The sequence below is a fragment of the Pseudomonas sp. P9_35 genome, from assembly GCF_034008205.1.
In the GTDB taxonomy this organism is placed as follows: domain Bacteria; phylum Pseudomonadota; class Gammaproteobacteria; order Pseudomonadales; family Pseudomonadaceae; genus Aquipseudomonas; species Aquipseudomonas kilonensis.
Genome location: NZ_CP125373.1, coordinates 2,669,326 through 2,694,862 on the forward strand (window position 1 = coordinate 2,669,326; position 25,537 = coordinate 2,694,862).

Here is a 25,537-nt window from a genome sequence, read left to right on the forward strand (position 1 = left end):
CATCAAACCTGAAAGGCATTGTCCCATGGGAAAAATCTTAATCGTCGATGACCATCCGATTGTTCGCTTGGCCGGGCGCTTGTTGTTGGAGCGGGATGGTCATGAAGTCGTGGGTGAGGCAGATAACGGGGTTGATGCGGTCAGCATGGCGCGTGACTTGCAGCCGGACGTCATGTTGCTTGATCTGGACATTCCCAAGCTGGGGGGGCTGGAAGTCATCGCCCGTGTCCAGACGCTGCCCGCTCCTCCGAGGGTGTTGGTGCTGAGCAGTCAGGACCCGGCTTTTTTTTCCGGGCGATGCATGCGTGCAGGGGCTCATGGGTATGTTTACAAGCAGGAGAACACAGCGGAACTGCTTGCCGGTATTAAAGCGGTGCTCTCGGGCTATGGCTTTTTTCCGAATCAGGCGCTGAAATCCATTCGTAACAACAGCCAGGACCGTGATGAGTCTCAACTGTTGGAGTCTTTGTCTGATCGTGAATTGACAGTTCTTCGGTATCTGGCTTTGGGGTATACCAATAAGCAGATTGCTGATGAGTTTTTAATTAATAACAAGACTGTAAGCTCTTATAAAAAGCGCCTGCAGGATAAGTTGGGTGAAAGCAGTGTTGTTGGGTTGAGTGGGTTTGCGAAACGGAATTTGGTTGTTTGATGGGTTGAGCTAACATTGGGTTTTTTATTGGATGTTGGCTGGCATATTTTTGATGGTCTGCGTGTGAAGTTCGCAACTTTAAAATAAGGCTAAGACTAAGACTAAGGGTATGGTAAATGGTACTAGCTCAGCAACTATTTAACTGGTAGGCCTGAAAAATCTGGCCTTGGTCTACGGTGATAGTTGCGAATAAACATCGATCAAGCAATGACTCGGACCGAGTGAATCGTAAAAAATCAGATGTTGAATCTGCCTGAGCTGATTGCCCAGAAATCTGTTGGAAGGCGCGCTGGCAGGATTGGGCCGCGTGCTATGAAACGATAGACTAATAAGCCTTACCCCATGCTGATGCACGTTGCTAAGCAAGGACTGAGGTCAGGAGGAATCGACATCCGGGGAAGGTTAAGTAAGTGCGAGTCAGGCTAGTTATTTTGTTCAAATGCCCGAATCTTGTACACCTTTGGAGAGCACTGTAGTGCGTGAGACTCCGAATTTTCGAGGGCTTCGCTGTTAATTTCAATGCCAGCTAACTTTCGAAATCACGATTCTTGCTGGCAATTATGCAGCTATACCATGGCGTGGTTGCTGCTAGCAAGAAATAGGTGAATACAGGCGTGTGGCTTTTTTTCGATGCTATAGACAACTTGAATGGGGAGTTAAAGGTCATCAGCAGAGTGTTACGAGTTTTCTAATATGCGGCTTATGTTGCGCGTGCCGCCGAGCAGGGGTGGCTCAAAGTGTTGCTCCAACCTAGTTCGATAAATTTTGTGGTGTTGTTTTTTGGTTATTTATATTCGTAATGTATATGTTTTTCTGGTCGGGTTTTTGTGGTGCGGATGTTTTTAGTTCGGTTTACTGTATGAGCCCTGAGGGCTGAATAAATATTGGGGGAGGGCGTACTGTATATGCTTCATTTAGCGGGTATAAGTGGAGGTCTTTTTTGTGTGAGAAAATTCTATGTGGGATATGGAAATATCTGTCGGAAGAGCTGATGCGTCCTGCGGCTTTTTTTCTTTCGTCAAAAGATACTGTTTCCTGTTTTTCAGGAAAGTATTCCCACGAGAACTGTTGCCCTTTGGATCGATAGGATTCGTTTTATGACAAGCCCCTGCGAGACGAAGGACTGATGTTCTACGTGGATAAATCGAGGCGTTAGCGAAGCTTTACGAGCACGCCCCCCCAACACAACTTGTCTATCGCGGGGGGGGGAGCTGCGCGACTAAGATGCTCCGGCCTGGTCATGTGTCGCCACCGTGCGGCGGCGACCGGGGCCGGGGATACGGAGGCAGATATGATCTCGCTACAAACTGTGCTCGCCCTCACTGTGAGCGTCGCCGCCGTCGGGTGGGGAGGGTCGGCTGAATCTGCGCCGGAACCTCTGCGCCCTGTGCTCTACTGGCCGTTCGGTGGTTGGGCGCCGGAGTACCGCCAATGCGGCGGGACGGGTTGGTCACCCTGCATGGCATCGGCCGCGGGGGAGGTGGCGACTGGACAGGGGCAGATGCCCATCGGACGCGGGCAGACCCGGGCTATGTATTTCGTGACGTGTACTCGCAGCCCGAGCGGCGTTATAGAGCTGATCCGGTACTCCTCCGAACCGATCGGCGACGCGAAAGACATGCCGGGGGCAACAACCTATGACCGGGCAATGGCGAAAGCCCTTAGCGTCGGGGGTGTGCCGCTCAAACCGTGGATACCGGAGTCCAGTCCGAAGACATGCGACTACAAGACCGGAATGTACGTGCTAGGCGGGGAAGTGGCCGAGGACGGTCGGAACATGGCGGGGGTATCGATCGTCGGGGATACCGGCTCGCCGATTCCTCAATCGTGCTCCGTGAACGCTACCGACATAACCGTGGGGCATGTTGATTCCGTGTCGGTGTCTGGAGCACGGGGTAGGGGGGAGATCACTGTGATGTGCGTGCCGAACACCTCTGCCGTAAGGGTCACCGCCGTAGGGTTCGGAGAAGGGGGGACGGTCTCGTTCGATCGTGCGTTCGGGCTGAAAGGGAAGATGACAGTGGATGGGGTGGACGGGGTTGGCGGGATCCGAGCATTGGTGGGCCCCGCTGGGGGGGCATACCAAACCGAAGTTGAGCTAGACGACACCGGGTCGGAGCGAATTCCGGGTGGAGAATATGTCGGTACCGCCGTCGTGACGGTAACTCCTGAATGATCCTTGCTGAACCGGACACGGGCCCGGGCTTCCGCGTACGAACGTGAACTGTGCATCGAGCCGCGAAAGGATCGTCACCCGCAGCGGCGTAGCACGATACCTTCGGGGCCCGCACAAATGGGCGGGGCCCTCGCACTTAAGTACATCGTTAAGGGGGCAGAGGTGGACGGAGACACGTCCTAGCCGCAAACGCACGATAACGATGAGGACGTAGTCGTAACCAGCTCCATGACTGCCCGAGTGCGAATCGGCGGCGGTGCGCTGTGCCATATATATGTATCGCCCGGATTATCGGGGGGGGGGCGTGCGGGATCGCAAGATGAACCACGCCCCCTGTGGGCGGTGCATGTGTTTGGTGAGATATCTCCTCCTCCGCTTCTGGCGCATCTGCCCGGGCGTAGTCGCCGATGGTTACCGTGGAAGGACGTTTTGGATTGAGCATTTAATAGGGCGCGGGCTACTGGGGGGTAAGTGGCTAAGGCCAAACTGCCGGAACAATTCCGGCGTCGCACTACGCGGCACCCGGGGATAAGCGTGGGAATAACCAATCAATGGCGGTATTAGTAATGCAAAGTTGAGCCATGGGGGCTCGCCGCATGGCTGGTAATTGGGGCAACCCGAAACTATGGTCTGTGAAGGTACGCCCCCAATAGGTCCGACGCTGTCTACTGGCTAACTGACTAGTGTTGACGCCTCAAATATTGAGGGTCGCAGGGAGTGCTGAACTAATAGGATCGTCGTTAAAATATTTTTTGTGTATTTAAACTTCAATCACGGTCGCATCCGTATCCGAAGAAAATGCACTAAGAGGTCACAATTGATGACCATCACAATTCCTTTATGTGTGCGGAAGCCCCCTTTATGCGCCTGTAATGGATACAGGCGTCCGGCGGATTATAAGCATATTAAATATCAAGCATGAAATTAACCGCAGGTATAGAGCAATGACACGATGTCAACATATCGAAATCCCCCACCTCCCACTCGCCCTAGCCGGGCGAGTTTATCGAACCTCGTCTCTCTATCCCGCCCCAGTCATAATCCTCTGCCACGGATTTTGTGGCATCCAACAAATCCTTCTACCGGCTTTCGCCCAGGCGTTTGCCGATGCCGGTTTCTGCGCAGTCACCTTCGACTACCGAAGTTTCGGCGCAAGTGAAGGCGAGCCCGGCCGATTGGTGCCTGCCGCACAGGTAGAAGATGTCCTGGCGGTGATTGAGTGGGTAAAACGGCAACCTCAATTCGATGCAGAGCGTATCGGGTTGTGGGGTACCTCGCTGGGCGGTTGTCATGCCATAAGTGCGGCCGCTGGTAATGGCGACGTGAAGTGCGTGGTCAGTCAACTACCGTTTGCCGATGGTGAATCATTAATAACCGGTGAAATGGGTGAGGAAGAAAAACAGAAGTTCCTGTCTTCTTTGGAAACCATGCAGCAAAAAAAGGAAACCTCGGGCCGGGAGTTGTTCGTTCCCATTCCCAAGGTCATGAGTGACAGCGACTCTCGCGCATTTTTTAACAAGTACAAAGATGACTTTCCTCAGTTAAACGTCAAGATCCCTTATTTAACGGTCCGGGAAATGCTCAATTACAAGCCGATTAACGCGGCGGCGCGGGTGACCCAGCCGACGCTTATTGTCGCGGCGGAGCTGGATGAGGTTAATCCGCCCAGTCAGGCAGAGGACCTTTACGAGGCGCTTGCGGGTGATAAAGCGTTTTATCTGGTTAACCAGGCTCGACACTATGATGTTTACGAGGGGGATATGTTTTCTGCCGTGATCGGTCGTCAGATTGAGTGGTTCAGGCAGTTCCTTTAATGGCGAATTGGCTGTTGTGGTGAGCGGGCTTGTCGAATTGTCGCACCGCCTGTGCTGGGTCGCGGAGCGGCCCCTCTCTTTGTTTACAACGAATGGGACTGCTGCGCAGTCCAACGGGAGCAAGCTCCCTCGCCACAAGTACAGTGTTCGCCCTTGACTGACTGGCATTGGGGCCAGTCCGCTCACCACGGGTGGCAGCTTTTAGAAGTTGTGTAGATACCTAGGCTCTTGGCGTTGAGGCCTGGGTTCTCACACCTTCAACGCATCACTTCACAATTGTTCCTGCTCGCCTCTGTCATGTCTGCTGATCAAGCAATTCACTTTCAAGCTCGACCATCGATTGCTCTAGATTGATGAGTATGGCTTTAACTTGCGCAAACTCGGCCGACTGCCGGCACACCTGCTCCAGCTGCTCACAATGCCCAATCAATGCGCGTGCCTTGATAATGCGAGCCGCGCCTTTGACTCTGTGGGCCAGCTCCAGCGCACCGCGGCTGCTGTCGCTACTGAGCACGGCCCTGAGTTGCGCGAGATCCTGTCTGTTACTCTCCAGTAACCCTTGCAGCACCCGTTGAATAGTCTGCGGATCGCCGCCAGTGAGGTGGTCGAGCTCGTCGGCGTCAAAATGCTCCGGCTGCGTGGATGGCTTGGACAAACGGGGCAGAGGCGATAGCTGGTCGAGGCGTCGCTCCAGGGCGGACAGTTCAATCGGTTTGAAAATGCAGCCATCCATGCCCGCGTTTTCACAGCGTTGGTGTTCTTCCTGCATGACGTTGGCGGTGAAGCCAAACACAGGCGTATGGGCGCGACCTTCTTCTCGTTCGATCTGCCGAATCTGCCGGGCCAGGTCATACCCGCTCATGACGGGCATATTGCAGTCGGTGATGACCACGTCGAAGACTCCCTGTCGCCACGCCTGCAATCCTTGCGCGCCGTCTTCCGCCTGGGCCAAGGAGTGGTTGAGAAATTTCAACTGCTCACCCAGTAGTTGACGGTTGGCTTGGTTGTCGTCCACCACCAATACATGCAGTGAGGATTTATGGGTGGGTTGCGCAGGGGAGGCGGTGAGCTGCATGGGCATTGACACGGGCTCGAGCGTGTTCAGCAGGAGTTGGATATCAATGCAGGTGCCTGCCCCTGGCTGGCTTTCAAGTGTCAGCTTCCCGCCCATCATTTCACATAGGGTCTTGGATATCACCAGGCCGAGACCGGTCCCCGAGCGGGCCTGCTGACCGTTGTCAGCCACCTGACTGAAAGGCTGGAACAGGCGCTGTTGATCTTCGACTGAGATACCTATCCCGTCGTCCTGTATTGAGAGCGACACCTGTAGTTTTTCGTGATCGACAGGTTGAGCCAGAAGCGACACCTGAACCCTGCCGTGCGCGGTGAATTTAATTGCGTTACTGATCAGGTTGGACAGCACTTGCTTGAAGCGTAGAGGGTCGACCAACACATCGCAATTGGCGTGGTTGTCGATCTCCAGCACCAGGTGCAGACCTTTCTGCCTGGCCAGTCCGTCGAATACACGAATGACCGATTCCATCAGTTCGCGCAGATTGGCACGTTCCGGGCTCAGGCTAAGGTGCCCGCTCTCGATGCGGGCGATGTCCAGGATATCGCCGATCAAATCCAACAGACTGCGCGCGGAGCGATAGGCGACCTCAATGGATGGGCGGTCGAGTTGGCCCTGGTCGGCGCGTTTGAGGGTCAGTTCGAGCATGCCGATAACGGCGCTCATGGGGGTGCGGATTTCATGGCTCATGGTCGCCAGAAAGGTCGTTTTGGCGTGACTGGCGTCAACGGCATCTTCCTTGGCCTGGCGCAGTTCCTCGAGCAGAAGTTCGCGCTCGCTGATGTCCAGCCAGCCGCCGATGATGCCTTGAATAGCGCCTTCCTCGTCACGAAAGGGGACCAGCCAGTGATAGATGCTCAGGCGCTTTCCGTTGATATGAATTTCGCGGTCCTGCAAAAGCGAATCGCCGCCGGCCAGGATAGCTTGGTAGGCCGCGTCAATGGAGGCAGTTTTCTTTAATCCGGTTTGATCGATGGTTTTTCCGATCACGCTCTCGCGGTCGGCATTCAACACTTGGAGATAGCTGTCGTTGCAAATCAATAGACGCCGGTTCAGGTCGCGGACATAGATCGGGTGCGGCGTGCCGTTAATCAAGGCATCCATCAGCCGTATTTGATGACTCAGTGCGCGCTTGGCTTGCTTGCGCTGACTGATTTGGTTGCGCATGTATGCGCCCCAGGCCAGTGCAATCAACAACAGGGCTGCCGAGCCGGCAACGATGGGGTAAATCACGTCGCGATAGTCTCGCCACGACGGCGGCACTATTTCTCCGTTGGTGCGCCAGCGACTGGTCAGTTCCTTGATTGCATCAGGAGGAATGCTACGTAGGGTTTTATCCAAAATGCTGTGCAGTTCAATCTGGTCGCGGCGGGTAGCGAATGCGGCTGTCGCAACTTGCGATTCGATGGAAAAAGCGACTTTAAGCTTGTCTTCTTCTATGCGTGGCAAATTATAGTTTGCGAGCATTGCTGATTGAAGGGTGGCATCCGACTCCCTGTTTTTTGTGTGAGCTAAACCTTCTGCGTTACTCCGAACCTCCAATAGCTTGATTTCGGGAAACTTTTCTCGAAAAAACGGAATCAGTGGGTGATCGGCGGTAATGCTCAAGGTCTTCCCGCTCATGGCATTAAGGCTTTGTGGGGGCGATGGCTGATCCTGCGTAATGAGTACAAAAGGCGAAAACATGTAAGGGCGAGTGAACAGTAAAAAGGAACTGCGCTCCGGAGTCAGTAGTGAGTCCGCTACGACTTGCACTTCATTACGCTGTATGGCCTCGTATTTTTCCTTCTCGCTTGAGAACGGCTCGATTTTGAAATCCAGGCCTGTCTTCGCTTTGATGATCGAGAGTAATTCGGGAGTCACCCCCAGGTAATTCCCGTTGGCATCGAAATAGGAAAGCGGTGCCAGGTAGCGGTTCACGGCAATAGTGACGCTTGGGTGCTGCTTGATCCAAAGTTCTTCACCGCTCGTCAACTCGGTTTTATCAAGGCTGAGCAACAACTTATCGCCCCAGCGACGCAGGATGCTTTGAGTCTGGCTTTTGGGAATCGCATCCAGCGCCACGTTCAGAATATGTTGCAAGCGCTGATTATCTTTGCGTACGGCGAAGCTAAACCCCGATGACGTCGGCTCACCCGTGTGAACGATTTGAGCGTAATTTGAATAAGTGTTGGATATCAGGAATTGCGCGGATACCGCCTCGTTCAATGAGACGTCCGCTTGGCCGAAGGCAGCCGCCGCTAAAGCGCTTTCTTCCGAGGGGTAAGTTTGAATGATCGCTTGCGGATACAGGCGTTGCACCTCGTCTCGATGGAGGTAGTCCTGCCGGATGGCCAGTCGTTGTCCCTTGAGTTTCTCGGTGAGTGGCGGGGTTTCTCCAATACGCGAAACCAGTGTTGGTCGGCCAATCACATAGTTTTTGCTCAACAGCAGGTCGGTGTGGCTTTCGTCTTGCTCAACGCTATTGATCAGATCCACTTCCCCTTTGGCTAGTGCGTCGAGGAGTTGCAAGTGGTCGGGATAGCGGCGCACCCGAACGCTTGCTCCCAACGAGTGGGCAACGGTGCTGATGTAGTCTGCCGTTATGCCTTCGTAGTCATGGGTACTATTGGTCATTTCGAACGGTGGATAGTCCGGAATGGCGGTGCCGATCACCAGCTCGCGCTTCCATCGCAGCCATCGCCAATCGTCCTCGCTGAGTTTCAGTTCCTCAAAATGGGGAAGGGCGTGACTGAGTAGACTCAGCGTTTCGCCGGGTGCGCTGTGGGCAGGAGCGACCGCAATCAATAGAGACCACAAAATGAGTGACAGGCGGGGCATCAAGGCTCCAGAGTTAACATTGCGTGCAATGCAGCGCAGTTTCGGGGCGGGGAGGAAAGCGTGGGAGGTCTAGAGGCGTTTTAGCAGTTGACCGGGGAAATAGCTATAGCCCTGCAGGATGGCGTTAATCGCGCTCAGCAACTCGCGCAGTTCAGCCTGCTTGCTCACAAAGCCAGCGGCCCCTAGGGCCGAGCAACGGATTGCATAATCATCGTTTACGAAATCACTGAATACCAAAATTGCCGCCTGAACCGGCAGGGATTGTAAAAGATCTAATGCCGAAAGTCCGTGTGGGTGCGGTGTATTCAAATCAAGAATGATGATGTCGGGAGCATGGATTCGGGCCAGTTGAAACGTTTCGATGCTGTTATCGGTTTCGGCGACTACGATGTGCCCGTGTCGGGTCATTAGGGCGCGAATGGCGAGGCGGATAATGGGGTGGTTATCGGCAATTATGGCAGTGTAAGGAGCAGCCCCAAGCATAAGATAGCGGTTCCAGGTTTTTGGTTGGGAAGAGGCCGCACGCCTGCGGCAGGCTGTTGGGGTTCGCTGGGAAAGTGCAATCTCTTGGAAACCAGGGGGATGGCCTTGATGGGCGCTCCCCTTGGTTGACGCTGCATCAATCAGATGCGCGCGCGGACCTTATCGGAACCGTTGGAAATGATGACCTCAACCCGCCGGTTTAATTGGCGTGCCTGGGCGGTACCATTATCGGTAATCGGGAATTCCATGCCGTAGCCTTTGATAGATATACGTTCAGCACCAATACCTTGTTTCTCCAGTGCGCGGGACACGGCAGCGGCACGTTGTTCGGACAAGCGCAGGTTAAGCAGTTCGCCACCGGTATTATCGGTAAATCCCTCGACGCGTACTTTGCGCTCAGGGTTTTCGTTGAGGAAGCTGGCCAGTTGTTGGATGTCTCGCTGGCTTGTGTACTTGAGTACGGACTTGCCCGTGTCAAATAGAACATCACCAAACGTGACAACGTGCCCACGATCAGACGGCTTTGCCTTCATGGCTTGCATGGCTTTCAACTGTTGGGTTCGGACATCGAGCTGAACCTGGATGCGTTCTGCATCGATGGCTTTCAAGCCGGCTTCGGCTTGGCGGCCAAGAATAGTCTGCTCGGCAAGGGCCGCTTTTTGGCTGGCGATGTAAGCGAGCTGGTCGATGTCTGGCGAGGTGCGATTCTGGTTGGACGCCAAGTCGGCTTTGGCGACAGCGTCGAAAGCAGCCTTGGTTTCGATGGGGGCCATTGTGTTTGATTCAGGCTTCGACAGAAGTGATGCAAGCGCGCCGCGGGCCTGGAGCAGGTTTTCGTTTTCAGGTGTTGCGGCGCAGCCGGCCAGCAGCATGGCCAATGCCGAAACCATCGGCAGGGTCAGTTTAGGATGCATGAAAGGGCCTTTTAGTGAGAGTCAGTTGGCGAGAAGCCAGTAACGGAGTCGGGATTTTCAAGCATCTCTTTTTTGAGCACTTGGATGCCGTTCTTGGATTGTTTCAGCAGCTGAGCTTGCTTGGCGGCATAGGCCTTTCGCTCGGCGAGATTGGCGTCAACTTCTGCTTGTTCGGCCAGCAGGCGGGCAGCAACCGCGTTTCTTTCGCCTGCCGCGCGTTCCATCTGGAACAACTTGTCTTGCGCGGACTTCATCTCCAGCGGTGCGTATTGAGTCGCTTCGGCGGAGACGGCGCGATTCACTGCGTCCCGGGACATCGACATTTGCTGATCGGGGAGGGGAAGTTCAGCGCATGCGCCAATGGTCACCAATGCACTTGCCAGAAAAGTGCCGCGAAGAGCACGGCGGTATACAGGTTGAAAATACATTGAATGCTCCAATGTTTAACGGGGGTTAGTTTTGTTCAATAATTATTCAGCGCTGCTTTGGCTTCAGAATATATTTCCCGTCAAATTGTGGATGCAGGGTTTTTCAATAAAGCGATGAGAAATTTCCCACAAGCGTGTCGCGCTCATTCTTGGGGGCAACTACAGCCAGGGCTGTTGAGAGAACGCGTGATATTCGCGCTTGCCAGGCTTCCTTGGGTGTGAAAACGTAATGCAGGAATTTGATGTGTACGTTTATATTCTTGGTGTTAGTCGGTCCGATTCTTAAATATGCCCATCACCCATGATCCAGGAGTTCACCCGTGGATACGCTAAGTGTCATCGTGTTAGAGGACCATTTTGCTCAGCGTGTTCTGGCCGTGGAGCAGTTGCGGTCGCTGGGGTGCGTGGATGTGCTTGCGGCTCAGGACGGAGGCAGCGCTTTGCAACTGCTCCGCACCCAAGGTCCCGTAGACATCGTAGTGTGTGACTTGCAAATGCCGGGCATGGACGGGCTCGAGTTCTTGCGCCATGCCAGCCAGGAGGGTTTGATTCACGCTGTGATCCTGTACAGCGCCGTAGACGCGGAGCTGCGTCGAGCCGTTCAGCAGATGGCGCATTGGCAGGGCCTGCTTGTGCTGGGCGACATGGGAAAACCGGCGCAATTGCAGGTGTTGCGCCCCATGCTCGAAGCGTATCTGGCGCACCAGCAGCCGAAGGCGACGGCTTTATCGCGCACGCCAGAGCCGCTCGGTATGGATGACATCAGGAGGGGCGTACGCGATGCGGAGTTCGTTGCGTTCTATCAGCCCAAATTTCGTCTGGATACTAAAACCTGCAGCGGTGCCGAGGTACTGGTGAGGTGGCGCCATCCAGATCGGGGAACGCTTGCGCCCGCCGCGTTTCTTTCTGCTCTTGAGAGTGATGGGTTGCTCGATGAGGTTTTCTTTCAACTGCTCGAGCAAGGAATGAAACTGCAAAAGCAGTTGCTGGAGCAGGGGGAATCGCTGGAGTTGGCATTCAATCTTTCGCCGGCCCAACTGGGCTCGAGTGAGATCGTTGGCAATATTAAACAAGCGCTGGAAGATCATCAGATCCCTTCCAGTCTGTTAACGATCGAAATCACTGAAACCGGGTTGGTCGAAGCCTCCGCCACATGCCTCGAAAACCTCGTACGCCTGCGTATGATGGGCTGCAATCTGGCCATTGATGATTTCGGCGCGGGGTACTCTTCGTTGCAGCGCCTTTGCGAGTTGCCGTTCAATCAGATCAAGCTCGATGGACACTTTACCCGGGCTCTGATGAGCCAGCCGCGATGTCGCGCTGTTGTTCGCGCGTCGCTGGCTCTGGCGCAGAGCCTGGATATGAGCTTGGTTGTTGAGGGGATCGAGACAGAGGAGCAATTGCTCATGCTGTTAGAGATGCAATGCGCTTTGGGGCAGGGCTACTGGTACGCCCGACCGATGGGGGAGGCGGATTTTCTCGGCTGGATAAAGGCGGCGGGACTTGCCCTGTGACTGGATTTTTTGTCTCTTGATACACCCCAAAAACAAGTCCAGAATTAAGTCTTTTCCTGCCCCGGCAAGAAAAGAAACCCCTTATATTTCAATGAGTCGGACGCCAGATACGAATCTCGTTTCCCGCTCCAAGATTTAGAAAAAAGCCACTCAGATGAGTGGCTTTTTTTTGTGCCTGTGAAATGTTTGCACTCATGTCGACTAGCTGCTTTCGGCCGAAAGCTGTCTTGGCCGCTACGTGTCGTCTTCGCATCAAGGCCGTTTTTGATTGATCAGCGAGAAGACCGCGGCCTGCCAATCCTTGTTGTGCTGTTTGTAGTAGGCCAGTAGCAGCGAGAGGTGCGAGTTGAAGACCTTGTGGAGGCTAACCTCGCGTAACTGTTCCACTGGGGGACGGTGCAGCCAGAATCCGCATGGGAAGGTGAAGCGAAAATCCCAGGCGTGCTCGGGATCTGTGAGACTTAAGCCATCTAGCTTGTAGGCCCGGCTGAATCGCAAGGTATTGACGATGCCCGAGTGAAGGAAGCCTGTCAGGCAGACCACCACGGCATCGATGTTGGTCATTAGCGATAGATTGGGGATGACCGAGTTGGGTAGCTGGAGGCTGTTACCCGCAGCCCTGGAAGCTCTGATTAGGCCATAGGGCCCATGCAGACTTTCCATGACATCAGCGTATTCATCCGGATCGTTGCAGCAAAGTAATACGACGTTCATGTCATTGTCACGGCGCAGCAACTGGCAATTCGCGTCTCCAAGAAAACGACCGATAGTAGGGGCAAGGGTAGCTTTCATTTCGATACCGACGTCGTATAGCTGCTGCTTGATCGGCTCTGGTAAGAAGTATTTCGTGCCTCCTTCGTCGTCTGTAGAGAAGGCCTTGGAGAAAGCTTTCACTTCGACGTTGAAGCGAATGCCCTCGGCTTGGAACGTGAAGTCGAAATTCTTGTCCGGGCCGGTGCTCGAACAGTCCGGATTCGGAACATGGTTTGCGAACCCTTCTGGATGGATTTTCCTGAAATACTCCGCTGCTCCCAGTTCCGATATCTGCGCGAGAAACTCCTCAATATTGTCCGCGCGAAGCAGGCCTGCTAGGCCATCAGCTATTTCCTGAGATGTCTTGTTTGGGTGCTTTTGATATTCGATGGCTGTGGCCAGGAGCGCACAGTACTGATCGAGGATCTCACCTTGAACGACATCCGGACGTTCCTGCAGAGCAAGGCGAATGACCCAGGCGGCGGCGTCACGACTTCCCGGCGCAGGGTCGACGGCTGGATCGTAGGGGATGAAGTTTTCCTTGTTGAGCTGCCACACTAGATCGGAGACCAGTTGCCTATCGCGCTTGCGATTGGCTGCCGCGTCGCGGAGGAGGGCGCCGAAGCGCAGGGGGGATATGTCGGGATAGTGTGTGGCACACCAGCGGAGCGCTTCGCTAAGGGAAAATGACTGGATTCCAGATGCTTTCCAATAACTCAGCATTTCCTTGAGGTGATTTTCTGTAGGTGCAACAGCAGATTTACTATCCATTGTGTCTCCTCCTTGGATAACACACGCATTGTGTCTACAGGGGTAACAGTTCAACCAGTGGGCGCGAGCTTTCCTGGAGAGCGGAAGAAGCGCAGAAGGTCCCACGGGCCTCATCCTTGTCTCTGACGCAACCGTCATGCATTGGAGCCAGTAATGGGCGGGGGACTATTTAAGATATTCCATGCGTCGTTTGGCCTTGTAACAGTCATTGGTATCGATAGCCTTCTGGTAATACTCCAAGCGGCGCGCACGATTGCTGTCGCCCTGTAGACGGTAGATTTCAGCTTGATAATCACGACCGTTGCCCCATTGCATGGCGAAGCCCACAGGTTCCTCAGGCTTGCATTCAAGCCGGACAACTGGCTGTGGAAAATACTTTTCGTAGAGCGGCATGCTGGTTTCCATGGCCTGCAAGGCTTTTTGGTACTCGGGCGTATCGCTAAACGCCAAGCACCAGGAGGCAATTTCAAGTGCTGGCGGAGCGAAGCCTTGGGCGAGGCTTCGTTCGAACAAGGGGCAAGCTTTCTCTTTGATCACTTCGCTCGGAGACAGCATCGCGTAAATCAATCCGAGACGATATTGTGCTACGGGATGATCAAGTGCCGCTGCTTGTTCAAGCAAAGTAAAGGCAGGTTTGAGTAGCGCACCTCCTTCTTCGGCTAGAGTTAGGGAGCGCTGCCTCTCCTCTTCGCTTGTTGTTGGGGTATCAGCTGTCACTGCTTCGAGCTTGTCATTCGCTTGTAATAGGTATGGAACAGCTTCTTGGTAAAGGCTCTCGGCACGAGGGTCTATATGCAGTGTGCTGGCCAGGCTCAACTGTGGCAACAGACAAGTTAATAGGGTGTAGCTCCAACGATGTAGGTACACGGATTGGCCTTCTTGCATCAGCTATTGGGGGATGGTCTAGACCAACTGTCTGACGTTCTTTGCCACCATGGGCATCTGATTTTGGCCGACCGCCGGCTTGTATCGGCCGGTTCTGTTTAAAAATTAGCTCCGCTGTCTGACCGACAGCAAAATTTCTGCATTGGCCGGTGGGCGATCGCACTGCATGATGGGACAGCTATCGACTGGGCGGGAGCGACTGTTTCACCCGTTCAACCTTGGATTTCACATCCCCACCAATCACGTTCTGCACAACATTGATAAATGTCTCGATTTGAGCGATCTGTGCTATTAGCTGCTGCGTACAGTATGGCTTCGATGATCCGAACGACGGGTGAGTGTTGGTGCGGTTCAGGTCAGCTTGCAGGGCGCATGTGCATCGAACCCAGAGCTCCGCTACGGCAGAAGCGGTGTTACAACTCCGACCTAGTTATCCAAGAAATCCGTGAGTATGTCTGTGGATAACCGCGCTGATGCCAGGTAGGTAGAGCGTTTTAACGGGCGCTCAAAAAATGTACAGGCAAGTTGGCATCATCCCGCCGTAGACCATTGATTTTAAACAGCGCTGAACACCGGGATCACCTTGCATGCATGTTCATGATGTCGACAGATTGGAGCCAAGTTCTTGAAATTCATATGGGCTATCAGCGTTGGAATACTGCTGGCGGGATGCACAAATACACCCGCTAATCTCATGTCTGATTCGGACAGTTACGATGGCTCGATCCAGGCGAACGTTACTGCTCAATCCGCTTATCGCAACATCCGTCAGGCCAGCCGAATTTGTTTGGAGCACTCGCCGCTGGGGACTCCGGTCACCACAGAAAGCGAGTTCGATTCGGAGTTCAGTAGCGGGCAGATCACCCAGCGTATGGTCGCCCAGGGCGTGAGGCTCAGTTTGGCGATCATCACTGTCGAGCCTACCCCTCAGGGCATCGCTGAGATAAAGCTATACACCCTCAAGGGCTGGAGTTCGATTGGGGTCAAGGCGCCTACGTTGGGCAAGCTTCGTTCGTGGATCAACGGCGATCAATCCTGCTAAACGTCGACTGCATTGTGAGGGCTGGCTGTTCTGCGCTCCTCGCGAGAGGAATCGGATGGCCTTGTGGTTTTATTAGATGATCGCGCTTCTGGTGTGCTTCATCCAACACACGCAGGCTGACCGAGCATTCAGCACCCACGGGGCGGTGCTTGATCTGCAGGTCGGGCTGGTGTCGCTATCGTTGCGGAAGGATCTAAATCATGACCTACCAAGCCCCTGGCATTCGCTTCTCTGATGTCGAAACAGCAGTGCCTACGACCTCCGGTCTTTATCAGATTGTCACTGACGTCGGCGAACTCCTGAAGGTTGGCATCAGCGGTAATCTTCGTAAGAGACTGATACAGCATCGACAGTCGAAACAGGCTCGATTGAAACTCAGGGAAGGAGGTGATTGGCGTAACCCGGCTGACGTCATCAGCAAACAATCAATCCTCGCCAAGCACCTTTATTTTTCACCACCAGTTTTGGGTTATGACTTACAGACCGAACTCGGTCGACAACGTTATCTGGAGGAGCGGTGTCACCTTCTCATCACGCTGACCAAGACTCGGGAGGAGGCAAGGGATTTGGAGCGACGTAAAGAAAAGAGCGGGGACTATCGATTTGGAGGGCAAGTTAAGGCTCTGCCGCTCGACTGAGGTTTAGGGTACGCCCCCCATGGACCGCGTTGCGCAGCCCGCATCGATTCTACTGCCAGATTTTTTTTATTTCCTATTTCAGAACCAGACGCTTTCCGTTCAGACTGGCGTTTGGCCTCGTCCGCGGGACTGCATTGCTCAGTCTTCGCCGCCATCAAAGCTTTCAATTCGTCGTATGTATGGGCTTTCAAGGTTTGAGTGTCGAGTTGGCCTTTATTCAAGAAACTGCGGACCCAATGCTTTCAAGGCTCCGTGCAGAAACTCGGCGATGCTTGAAGCCCGCACTGAATCGCCTAACGCCCAGACGCTTCAATTCATCGGAGAGGGCAGTCCGTCTCGGAACGACAGATTGACTGGCAGTTTGGTGTCCCGCCAGATGGTGGCAATTTTGTTCGAATCGATCACGCCAGCAGCAAATAGTGAAAAAGCAGCAATTGGCCGATAGGTGTGCCTTAGGTGTCGATTTGCAGCTTAAGGTCAATGGTGCCTAATGCGAGAAGGTCTGGAGATCAACCGCTGGGTTACGGTCGATGAACGCTGCGATCATTGATGGACAGTCATAAGGAAGCTGGTTTTATTGTTACCTACAGGGGCAATGACTAAGTACATGCTTTCGATCGTCTGATTGGGGGTTGTTGGATTTGTTTTAACTTTCGCATGTCCAGAGCTAATGCAGGCGATATCATATGCTTGCTGTGCTTCTGCGTTAGTCTCCCAAAGCTCCTGCTTTGTGCTGTTAGGAACGTTGGCTTTTGAGTAATAATCTATAAATCTGAATTTGACCCTTATGTTTTTTTCGATAAGTCCAAACCTGCGGAGAAAGTCTGGTATTGTGGCGTCGGTGCAAGTGCGGCACGGGCTCCAGTATTGGTAGAAAATAATTTTTGAGTTGGCCGGCAGGGTGTTAAGGCCTTCACCAAATTTTTTATGGAGCTCTATCATGAGCTCTTGTTCAATATGAGCGCCGTAATTGAATGTAATTGACTTAATAAAAAAAGGGTTGTCCTTTCCCAAGGCTGTCGTAAAGACGCATACTACTCCTGACATTGTTCCTGGTGTAAAACTGAATTTGGAATCATAAAATGATTCCGCAATTTGAGTTGATAACCCCATGATTGATATCTCCATGCATGAGTATTTCCTTGTTATTCTTGATAGCACTTAATTAACGCCTGTCAAGCATTGGTGCAATATTTGCGCTGTCAGCTGTTAGGCATCCATCGACTAGGCGCTGTCCGAAAAATAATGTCGAAAACATCGCATAGCACAGGCTAACGAGACCATCGTCGCGTCTTTTTTCCGAGCTTGCCGAAGTGTGTAACGATGCGAAGACTCTCCTTCAGCCCGCCGAATGTACATTCGATGATGTTGCGTTGCCGATATTTCGGTCGAAAACGAGCGAGGCAAGCCGGGCTTGGATTTGCGCTTCATGGATCGTAGAGGGATCACCGGTTGCATCCGGTAACGATTGCTTAATCCCTGCTCGTTCAGCCTGAAATGCAGTCACTTGAGCATCAGATCGATACTCCAATCTTGGAACCGCTGGTAGACCGTTGACCAAGGGTCAAAGCGTTCCGGAATGTCGCCCCACGCAGCGCCTGAGCAAAGCATCCAGAGCAAGCCATTGAGCGTCATCGGCCCTCGGCCGACCTCTGCGCCGAGGCTGTTCAAAAAGATCAGCAACCAACTCCCAGGCTATATCGGGGATTTCGTACCGCTTAACCATCGCTATTCCCTGCGTGCGATGGGCGCGAAGTCTACCGAATACGGGGGCTCAAGTGCCGCAACAGCGCCTTAAGGTGGTAGCTACAAGACCCAATGCAATCTCGTCGCGGCTCTGAGTTCCAGGCTGCAGAACATGTTGGCAATAGCTTGCGGTGAGGATGTAGTTAGCGGTTCATTTATGAAGTGTCTTTTGCTGACCAGCGATTGTTTCTACGTCCGGCTCGGACATATTCGTTTCTTTAAGTGGGACTTCACCTACCGAAAGCGCACGCTCGATGAGTAACTCGCTGCCCTTGTCTTTCAATAAGGCCTGAAGCCGCTGGAATTCGCCGCACCAGATGGTTTCAATGTCGCGATCCCGCGTCCTGTCGCGATCACTGCTGAGGGCTATGGCGCGAACCTGCAGACGGCCATTATCGGCTTTGCCACCCACTTCCACTCCGTAGCCGGGGGTAGCGGCCTTGCGCAGCACGACCTTGCCGGTTTCTGCCCAGGCAGTCGCCATGCCTTCGCGCACTTCGTAGCCGAGGCTGGCCAAGCCGCCGAGCACGGCTTCGCGGCGGGCGAGGGCGGCCTGGTCCTGTAAGTGGGAAGCGATAAGCGTTTTGCACTGCTCGATCAGTCCGGTCGTTACCGAGAGCTCGGTGTCGGTTGTACAAGCGCCAATATGACCGAGCAAGGTTGCGTGTTCGATGCCTGTGTAGGTTTTGACTTCGCTGGCCAGATCCTGCAGTTGTTCGAGACATTCGCGTTGGCGTCGGAAGTTTCGGGTGGACGCGGCGAGGTCGAGTACTAGGCTGTCGAGCAGCAGGTTGCGCCGCTTGGCATCGGTTTCCGTTTCAGCGCTTTCCAGTGCCAGGAGGAAGGGTGCGGCACGCTCAGTGCCTTGCAGCAGTTGCAGCTCCACGATGTGGCGGTCAATGCGTAGCAGCCGTACGTCGCGCGTTGCATCCGGTTTCCGGGCCGCAATCCATTGGCGCAGGGAAACTTCGGGTTCGTCGACCTTGAGTTGCTGCGCCAGGGCGCGTTGGGTATCGCTCAGGGTTGGCTTCTCGCTTGCCTTGCTCAAGTGGGCGAAACCCTCGGCCAGTAGACGTTCGGCATCTTCCCGACTGGCACCGCTGGCCAGTCGTGAGAGGGATTCCAGCAAGGCCTGGTCGACGCTTTCGGGGTCGGCTTGCAAAGCATCAAGCAGGGTTTCTGCGTTTTCCTGGACGCGTCGGTCGCGTTGGCGTCGTTCGGCGGCATGAATGATCGCGCGCTCTTCGCGGTCCTCCAAGTCACGGCGCAGGTGCTCGATCTCCACTGGCACGGCCTTCTGCAGTTCCGCCAATCGGTCTTCTGCCAGCAGGGCGCGAAGGCGAGCGTGTCGCTCCAGGGAGGCGGAGCGCTCCTGCTCACTGAGTTCGCCAAGCCTTGTGGCCTGTGTCTGCCAGCGGTCCACGGCGCGCTCCAGCCGTTGCAGGTGGCCTTCACAAATGGCGATGATTTCTTCGCGGGTAACAATGCGAACGACCTTGGGACCACTCATTGGCAGATTTCCGTATCAACTGAAGTAGGGCTGGGTTGCAGCGGCTGCTCGACTTGCATGGCGTGTTCGATTGCTTCACGCAGCCGTGAACGTTCGCTGTCGCCGCTGTGATACCAGGCTTGCGACGACACACGATGGATGTGCGGGATGGCGCGGTGCAGCACGGACGGGCGCCAAATTTCCCGGGCGCGGGCACGTTCCAGCAGATTATGGCAAGGCGCATCGCACTCGATGCCTATTGCGTACAGGCCCGTGCCTGGATTCTCGATGGCGAAGTCGAGACCGAAAGCGTCGCCTTCACTGGCGGGAGCGGCCTGCCATCCCAGGGAATGAATGAATTCACCGACCAGCCTGACAAAGCCATCACTTTGCTGACCTTGCTCACGATGCTGGCTGCTGCGGTCGGTCTGCAGGCGCTCCAGCAACTTGGTGCTGTTGCTGAACTCGCCCGAGGAGAGGGCGCGAGTATATTCCAGATAGCCTTGCAGATAGTCTCGCGGGCTGTTGGGGGCACGGTGCGTGTTGAGCATGTCGGAGATATCGGCGATCGGCATCGATGTGATCATCACCACCTTGCGTCGCGCGCGGGTCACCGCCACGTTCAGGCGTCGTTCGCCCCCCGTCTGCCCCAGTACGCCGAAGCTACGGCGGAATGTGCCTTGGCTATTGCGACCGAAGGTGGAGGAGAAGACGATGATATCGCGTTCATCCCCCTGCACGTTCTCCACGTTCTTGACGAACACCGACATGTCCTCGCCGTCTTCGCTGCGCTCACGCTCCTGGGCGTAGGCGGCGCGGAACAGTTCATCCTGCTCTGCACGCTGCTCCAAGTGCTCCTCGATGAGGTCGGCCTGCTTGCGGTTGAAGGTGACGACACCCACCGAGGGGCGCTGGTCGTAGGGCTCCTGCCACAATTCGCTCAGGTACTCGACGACCCGTTCGGCTTCCTGGGCGTTACTCTGGTTCTGATACAGCCCGCCGACCTGGATCAGCTCCAGCGGCTTGATGCGCTGGATGTTCGCCTGCGGGTGACGGACCGGAACGTTTAGGCGATTGCCATAGAACGAGGCGTTGGAAAAGCCGATCAGTTCACGGTAGGCCGAACGGTAGTGGATCTGCAATGTGGTGCTGGGCAGGGCGTTGCGCGCCAGCTGCAGCAGGTCGGGGCAATCCTTGATCTCACGACGGTTCCAGGTGTCTTCGAACGCTTCGCGCTGTTCCTCATCCGCGTCTTCATCAGGTTCGTCGCCGTCAAACACTTCGGCTTCGTCGCTTTCGATGCGACTGGAAAAGAATGCCGTCGGCGGCATTTGCTTCTCGTCGCCGCTGACAACAGTGACCTGGCCGCGGAACAGGGTTGGCAGGGCGAACTCAACCGGCATCTGTGAGGCTTCGTCGTAGATAACCGTATCGAACAGGCCTGCCTTGAGCGGCAGCACACGGCTGGCGACGTCCGGGTTCATCAACCACACCGGGCGTAGGCTCATCAGGCCTAAGTTACTGCCCAGTTCAATGAATTCGCGCAGGCGTCGTGAGCGTTTGCCAGTCAGGCGAGTGACATCCTCCCATTGTTTGCGGTTACCCAGGTGATCAAGGTTGATGGCTTTGGCCAGCAGCTCGCGATTGAGCAGCCGCATCTGCGCATCGGCTTGCGCGAGGCTGGCGACTTTGGCACGGGCTTCGTCCTGGCTGAACAGCAGTTCGGGATTGGTTTGCTCGACGCGGTGTTTCCAACCCAGTCGAGCTTCGCGGTTGAGCAGGCGCCGTACCGCGGCTTCAAGCTGCTCGGGCGCAATGTTGTCCAACTGTTCCTGGCGTTGGCGCAGCAATGCGAGCAGCTCCAGGTCGGCTGCTGTCAACTGAGCGGCGCGCCCGCGGAATGCCTGGTAGGCGGCCAGGAAGGGCAGCGCTTCATGCAGCCGATCAAGAGACAGTTGATTGCTCAGATTGTGCTCGATGGCGTGCTGCAGTTGCTGCACCAGTTCTTCGCCCAGCCAGTCGCCGAGTATCTTGAGTTGCTCGAGGCTGGATTGGCGAACGCCATGGCGCATCAGCGAAGCATCGAGATCGCTGAGCAGCGCCTCGAGATGTTGTTTGTCGCCGGCGAGGGCGGCCTCGTCGGCCTGCCGGGCGCGAGGCGATTGCGCCAACGCCATGGCCAGCGCCTGGATTTCCAGCAGGTGGCGGATGTCGCTCTTCGCGAAGCTGATCAATTCCAGGCAGGCTTGCTGACTCACAGCTTCCAGTTCCAACGCCTGGTGCAGCGTACTCAACTCGGCGCGCAATGGTCGCCACTGGTTTTCAAGGCGGATGGCTGCCTGTAGGGTTGGTAGTGCTTCAATAACACGGCTTTCCCCCTGGCCCTGAAGGAAGTTGCGCAGTCGGTTGCGCCGCAACAGATGTATCGGGTTGATGTTCGCCAACCAGGACCGGGCTGCCATGACCTTGGTGCAGTCTTGATCCAGATGCCTGAGGGCCTTGTTTTCGAGCAGGCAGAGGGCCGGTGACAAGGCGGGGGCGTAGTGGTCCTGATCCAGTTGGTCGAGCTGCTGATCCAGTTGCTGTAGTTCGCCGAGAATCGACTCTCCCCGTGGGGGTTGGCCCGCTTCGCGGCTGCGGAAAAGCGGTAGCCACCGCGCAAGGCGCAGACGTTGCTCTTGCTTCAGGTCGAGCAGGGCTGCGACATGGGCCGCTATCCAGTTACGGTACGGCACCGGGTCGTCGATTTCGAAGCTGGCAGGGTGTGCTTGCAGCGTGGCCTGACGGTTGTGTTCGGCTTGGGTGAAACTGTGCAGATTGTCGGTGAAAGCCTGCAAGGTCGCCCGGTCGGCGGCGAACGACTGCAATTGGGCCAATGGACTGCCTTCGTAGCGTGCGGGTAACCACAGGCGAATCAGAGGGGCGCAGCTTTCCTCCAAACGGGTCAGGCTAGCGAGGTCCAGGGAGGCCAGGCGTTGGCGCAGGGCCGGAAACTCGAGCGGGGCCGGGCCGGATTCCAATTCAATCAACTCGCCGAGCAGCCTGCGATAACTGAGGCCGGTATTTTCATCCAGGCGATGCAGACTCTGGTGGAAGCGGTCGAGCTCGCCCTCCAGGGCCTCGATGCGGGCCGCGACCTGTTCGCGCTGGCGCTGCCAGCCCTGTGCCTGGTTGCCGTTCGTGAACAGGCTTTCCAGTTGTTCGCGAATACCGCGGATGACGGGCTCGCGGTCTCGGTTCACGTCATTGAGCATGACGATGCGTTGGCCGAGGCCTTCGGCGACCAGGCGTTTGTACACTACCTCCAGCGCCGCATGCTTCTGGCAGACGATGAGCAAGCTGCGCTGGCGGCCAATGGCGTCGGCGACCATGTTGACGATGGTCTGGCTCTTGCCGGTTCCGGGCGGCCCCTCGACCAGCAGTCCCGGGCTTTGTCGAGCCTGGATCACGGCCGCTTCCTGGGATGGATCGCTGGCCACGGTGAAGTAACGTTGCAGCTCGCCTGGCGGTGCCTCGTGCGCGGTTTCGGCGGTAGTCTTGAGGCGCAACGCCGTTTCCAGGCCGGTACCGGCGGGCGACAGGGTTTTCAGTTGGCGCAGGTCTTCACCGATGGCTTGCCCCATGAAGGTCACGTGAAACAGCACCGCCGCGCAGTCCAGCTCGTCTTGGTAGGGCGCGATCTCCACGGTGCTGGCGGGAAGGTTGCCAAGGGCGCGTGAGCGAATGGTGGCAAGCATGCCGAAGGCATCCATCACATCCGCTGCACGAATTGACGAGCGGCCCAGCAGTTCATCGGCGGTCTTGCGCCAGCGTTTGCAGGTCTCCGCGCCGAGCACGCTTTCCAGCGCGGGGTTGAGCCGAACTTCCTCACGCTCACTGTCGAACGCTAAGGCGGCGTGACCTCGAGCACCCAGCTCCAGCAGCAGTTTCACGGGCCACAGTAGGAGCGGGATGATCCGCGTACGCGTGGTGCCGCGAGGGTCGCGATTGAGCAGGAACGGGAAGCCCAGGTACAGACCGTCGATGCCGGTGTCGCGTTTGTACAGCGCGCTTTGCCGGTACAAGGCATGCAGGCGCGATTCCAGCTGGCCGTTGAGCTGAAAACTCTCCGGGTCGAGGTTCACTGCCCGGGCATTACGTTGCAACAGGTGATCGAGCAAAGCCGCAGCCGGGCTGCGCTCGCTGTTCAGTTCGTTGACGTCGATCCGTGCGGTGCTCTTGCCGATGCTCATACGCACCAGTGGTCCGCGCATCACTGCGGTCACCACCTTCTTCTCGAAGAAGTCGAGGATCTGTGAGACGTACTGCTGTTTCTGTGGTTCCAGCCAATGACTGGACGGAATGGCGAGCAACACCAGCGCCTGGGCCAACGGCATACGTCGCTCCAGACGGAACTGCTCGGCCCACTCGTCCACTGCCGGCACGCCACAACGGGCAAAGCCTTGGATGCGTTCATCGACACTGCGGTACAGCTCAAGCCGCGAATGGAATAGCAGTTGGGTCGCCGCTTCGGAGTCGAACCAACCGACATCGGCAGTCCTGGCCAACTCGGCGGCGGCCTCTACAATCGAGGCCCCCGAACGGAACTGACTGATCGCCGCGCTGAGCAGCACGATCAGATCTTCTTCGGCGATCACCCGGCGCTCCGACAGTGAGGTCAGTCCCGGATGGTCGGTGTCTGGAAACAGGCGTTGGCGCTCTTGCCATTGCGTGGACAGCTTCGCTCGCGAGGTCGATAGCAGGAATATCCGCAGTTGCTCTTCGACCAACTCGATGTGTTGGTGCAGGGCACGCTGACGTACGTTTTCGGCGCGGGATTTGAGACGCGACAGCCAGTTGTCGGTCTGCAATTGCTCCAGCAGGTCCGGGACCGACCCGCTGATCAGGCGATAGCCTTCCAGTGGGTGCTCCAGTAGCCATCCTGGTGTGACGATGTCGCCACGATGAATCAACGGGATTTCCGGATTGAGGATTCTCAGCGCCAGCATGAGACGGAAGTCATCCTCGATCCCTTCGTGCTGGACGACCTGACGTAAGCCGGCAACCAGCGAAGGGGCGAGACCGACCTGTTCGGCCCACGTCACGATCACACCGCGCAGCAAATGGTCCAGGGCCTGTTGCCAGTTATCCGCCTGGGCAGCCGCCAGGGCGAATACGCCGGGCTTGTGGAAGCGGCGCTCGCCCAGCAGTAGGGTCGCGCCTTCACCTTCGTCCGTTTGCTGGACGGAAGAGGCCGGTGCCTCGACCGCAACGCCGTTGAGCCAGCCTTCGACCTGCGGCCATTGCCAGCGCTGATGACGGTCGCGTGCCAGCAGACCTCGCAGCAGCAGGTGCAGGCGCGGGTCAAGGTCGTCGGGGATCGGTACTCCGTTGGCCAGCACGTGAATAAGAAATGCATTGGCATTGATGCCGTCGAAGCAGGCGCCCTGGGTCAGTTGCTCGAGCAGGATCATGCCCAGGCTCCACCAGTCCGAGGCAGCCGCAACGCCGCCAGCGATGGCTTCGGGCGCCATGTAGCGGCCGGTTTCCAGTGGCGATACGATGTCCAGGTCGAACTCGGACAGGCGTGCCGAGCCGAAGCCGCTGATGACCAGGTCCAGCGGTTCGCGGGAACGTACCAGCAGGCTGGCCGGGCGCAGGTCACGATGGCGCAGGCCGGCCTCGTTGAAAGCATGCAGCGCCAGGCCCAGTTCGTTGACCACATGGTGCACGCTGTCGCTGTCGCGGATCACACTGCCAAGTTCTGCCAGGGTCCCGCCGGTGAGTTCTTCAATGACCTCATAGGCACGGTCATCCCAACGGCCGGTGGCAATGATTTCGGGTACGTGCTCGCGTGGCAGTCGGCGGATCACATCATAGATCGCCGGGTCCGGTTCGGCGCCGGGTCGATACAGGGTCAGGACTGCCTGTTGCGCGGTTTCTTCGTGCTTGGCGAGGTATCGTTCTCGCACGCCGTCGGTGCTGCTGATCTGACGGATCAACCGCCAACCATCGATCAGGGTCTGGTGGACTCCCTCTGGTTCGCTGCTGTCTGGCTGGGAGTCGTCGGCCGTTGCTTGTGCAGGTGAGCTGCCACATTCAAGGCACATCAGGTCGCCATCGACCATCGGGTGACCATTTTCGCAGAGCAGGTCGGGGGCATTTCCCTGAATCGAACTGACCGGCGGGAAGGTTTCCTCAGTGAAGACGGCTTGCGGCCGCCAACCGGCGGCATGGATGGGTTCGCCGGCGAGGTCCCAGCCGCAGGGTCGTTCCTGAATGAGCCCTTCGCAGAACATTTCCTGGAGGGCGCGTTCGGTTTTGCAGTTGGGGCAGAAACGTATCATGAGAGGTGTGCTCC

General features: G+C 56.1%; 14 protein-coding genes and 3 pseudogenes. 6 read left to right on the top strand and 11 right to left on the bottom strand.

The window, feature by feature from the left end:
- Positions 1–25: 25 nt before the first annotated feature.
- The 3 genes from QMK47_RS11870 to uilS all read left to right on the top strand — a co-directional run bounded on the left by QMK47_RS11870 (position 26) and on the right by uilS (position 4,642).
- Positions 26–652, top strand: coding sequence for a response regulator transcription factor (locus tag QMK47_RS11870; RefSeq protein WP_320390241.1), 627 nt, complete (start codon positions 26–28; stop codon positions 650–652).
- Positions 653–2,153: 1,501 nt separating this feature from the next.
- A complete protein-coding gene (locus tag QMK47_RS11875) occupies positions 2,154–2,828 on the top strand; it encodes a hypothetical protein (RefSeq protein WP_320390242.1) in 675 nt (224 codons plus the stop codon).
- Between the two features lie 944 nt (positions 2,829–3,772).
- The gene (gene uilS / locus QMK47_RS11880; protein ID WP_320390243.1) at positions 3,773–4,642 is read left to right on the top strand and encodes a UilS family quorum-quenching N-acyl-homoserine lactonase; all 870 of its coding nucleotides are present in this window, start codon (positions 3,773–3,775) and stop codon (positions 4,640–4,642) included.
- Positions 4,643–4,937: 295 nt separating this feature from the next.
- On the opposite strand, the gene QMK47_RS11885 is transcribed toward uilS, so the two are convergent.
- From QMK47_RS11885 to QMK47_RS11900, 4 genes and pseudogenes are all read right to left on the bottom strand, one after another.
- A complete protein-coding gene (locus QMK47_RS11885; RefSeq protein WP_320390244.1) occupies positions 4,938–8,534 on the bottom strand; it encodes a transporter substrate-binding domain-containing protein in 3,597 nt (1,198 codons plus the stop codon).
- 81 nt (positions 8,535–8,615) lie between these two features.
- A pseudogene (locus QMK47_RS11890) lies at positions 8,616–9,017 on the bottom strand (response regulator transcription factor); the annotation flags it as partial.
- A gap of 140 nt (positions 9,018–9,157) precedes the next feature.
- On the bottom strand, positions 9,158–9,931 hold the full coding sequence (locus QMK47_RS11895) for an OmpA family protein (RefSeq protein WP_320390246.1): 774 nt from the start codon (positions 9,929–9,931) through the stop codon (positions 9,158–9,160).
- Positions 9,932–9,942: 11 nt separating this feature from the next.
- Positions 9,943–10,359 carry a DUF4398 domain-containing protein gene (locus QMK47_RS11900; RefSeq protein WP_320390247.1) on the bottom strand — a complete coding sequence of 139 codons (417 nt, stop codon included), beginning with the start codon at positions 10,357–10,359 and terminating at the stop codon, positions 9,943–9,945.
- A gap of 320 nt (positions 10,360–10,679) precedes the next feature.
- Here QMK47_RS11900 and QMK47_RS11905 point away from each other — a divergent pair, with 320 nt between their 5' ends.
- Positions 10,680–11,873, top strand: a complete 1,194-nt coding sequence (locus tag QMK47_RS11905) for an EAL domain-containing response regulator (protein WP_320390248.1) — start codon at positions 10,680–10,682, stop codon at positions 11,871–11,873.
- Between the two features lie 252 nt (positions 11,874–12,125).
- Here QMK47_RS11905 and QMK47_RS11910 read toward each other — a convergent pair whose 3' ends face one another.
- Complete coding sequence (locus tag QMK47_RS11910) at positions 12,126–13,397, bottom strand: hypothetical protein (RefSeq protein ID WP_253473487.1); 1,272 nt, start codon at positions 13,395–13,397, stop codon at positions 12,126–12,128.
- 165 nt (positions 13,398–13,562) lie between these two features.
- Positions 13,563–14,264 (bottom strand): hypothetical protein, encoded by a 702-nt coding sequence (locus QMK47_RS11915; RefSeq protein WP_253473490.1) that lies wholly within the window; start codon positions 14,262–14,264, stop codon positions 13,563–13,565.
- A gap of 643 nt (positions 14,265–14,907) precedes the next feature.
- Here QMK47_RS11915 and QMK47_RS11925 point away from each other — a divergent pair.
- Entirely contained in the window at positions 14,908–15,324 is a 417-nt protein-coding gene (locus QMK47_RS11925) for a hypothetical protein (RefSeq protein WP_253473493.1), read from the top strand.
- Positions 15,325–15,524: 200 nt separating this feature from the next.
- Positions 15,525–15,962 carry a hypothetical protein gene (locus QMK47_RS11930; protein ID WP_258690869.1) on the top strand — a complete coding sequence of 146 codons (438 nt, stop codon included), beginning with the start codon at positions 15,525–15,527 and terminating at the stop codon, positions 15,960–15,962.
- Positions 15,963–16,099: 137 nt separating this feature from the next.
- Here the strand turns inward: QMK47_RS11930 and QMK47_RS11935 are convergent.
- The 5 genes and pseudogenes from QMK47_RS11935 to QMK47_RS11955 form a co-directional block, all read right to left on the bottom strand.
- Positions 16,100–16,391: pseudogene (locus QMK47_RS11935) on the bottom strand (isocitrate lyase/phosphoenolpyruvate mutase family protein); the annotation flags it as partial.
- A gap of 114 nt (positions 16,392–16,505) precedes the next feature.
- On the bottom strand, positions 16,506–17,090 hold the full coding sequence (locus tag QMK47_RS11940) for a hypothetical protein (protein ID WP_258690870.1): 585 nt from the start codon (positions 17,088–17,090) through the stop codon (positions 16,506–16,508).
- Positions 17,091–17,186: 96 nt separating this feature from the next.
- Positions 17,187–17,688: pseudogene (locus QMK47_RS11945) on the bottom strand (transposase).
- Positions 17,689–17,859: 171 nt separating this feature from the next.
- Positions 17,860–19,218 carry a hypothetical protein gene (locus QMK47_RS11950; RefSeq protein ID WP_258690871.1) on the bottom strand — a complete coding sequence of 453 codons (1,359 nt, stop codon included), beginning with the start codon at positions 19,216–19,218 and terminating at the stop codon, positions 17,860–17,862.
- On the bottom strand, positions 19,215–25,523 hold the full coding sequence (locus QMK47_RS11955; protein WP_320390249.1) for an AAA domain-containing protein: 6,309 nt from the start codon (positions 25,521–25,523) through the stop codon (positions 19,215–19,217). Before QMK47_RS11955 ends, QMK47_RS11950 begins: the two co-directional genes overlap by 4 nt.
- Positions 25,524–25,537: the final 14 nt, after the last annotated feature.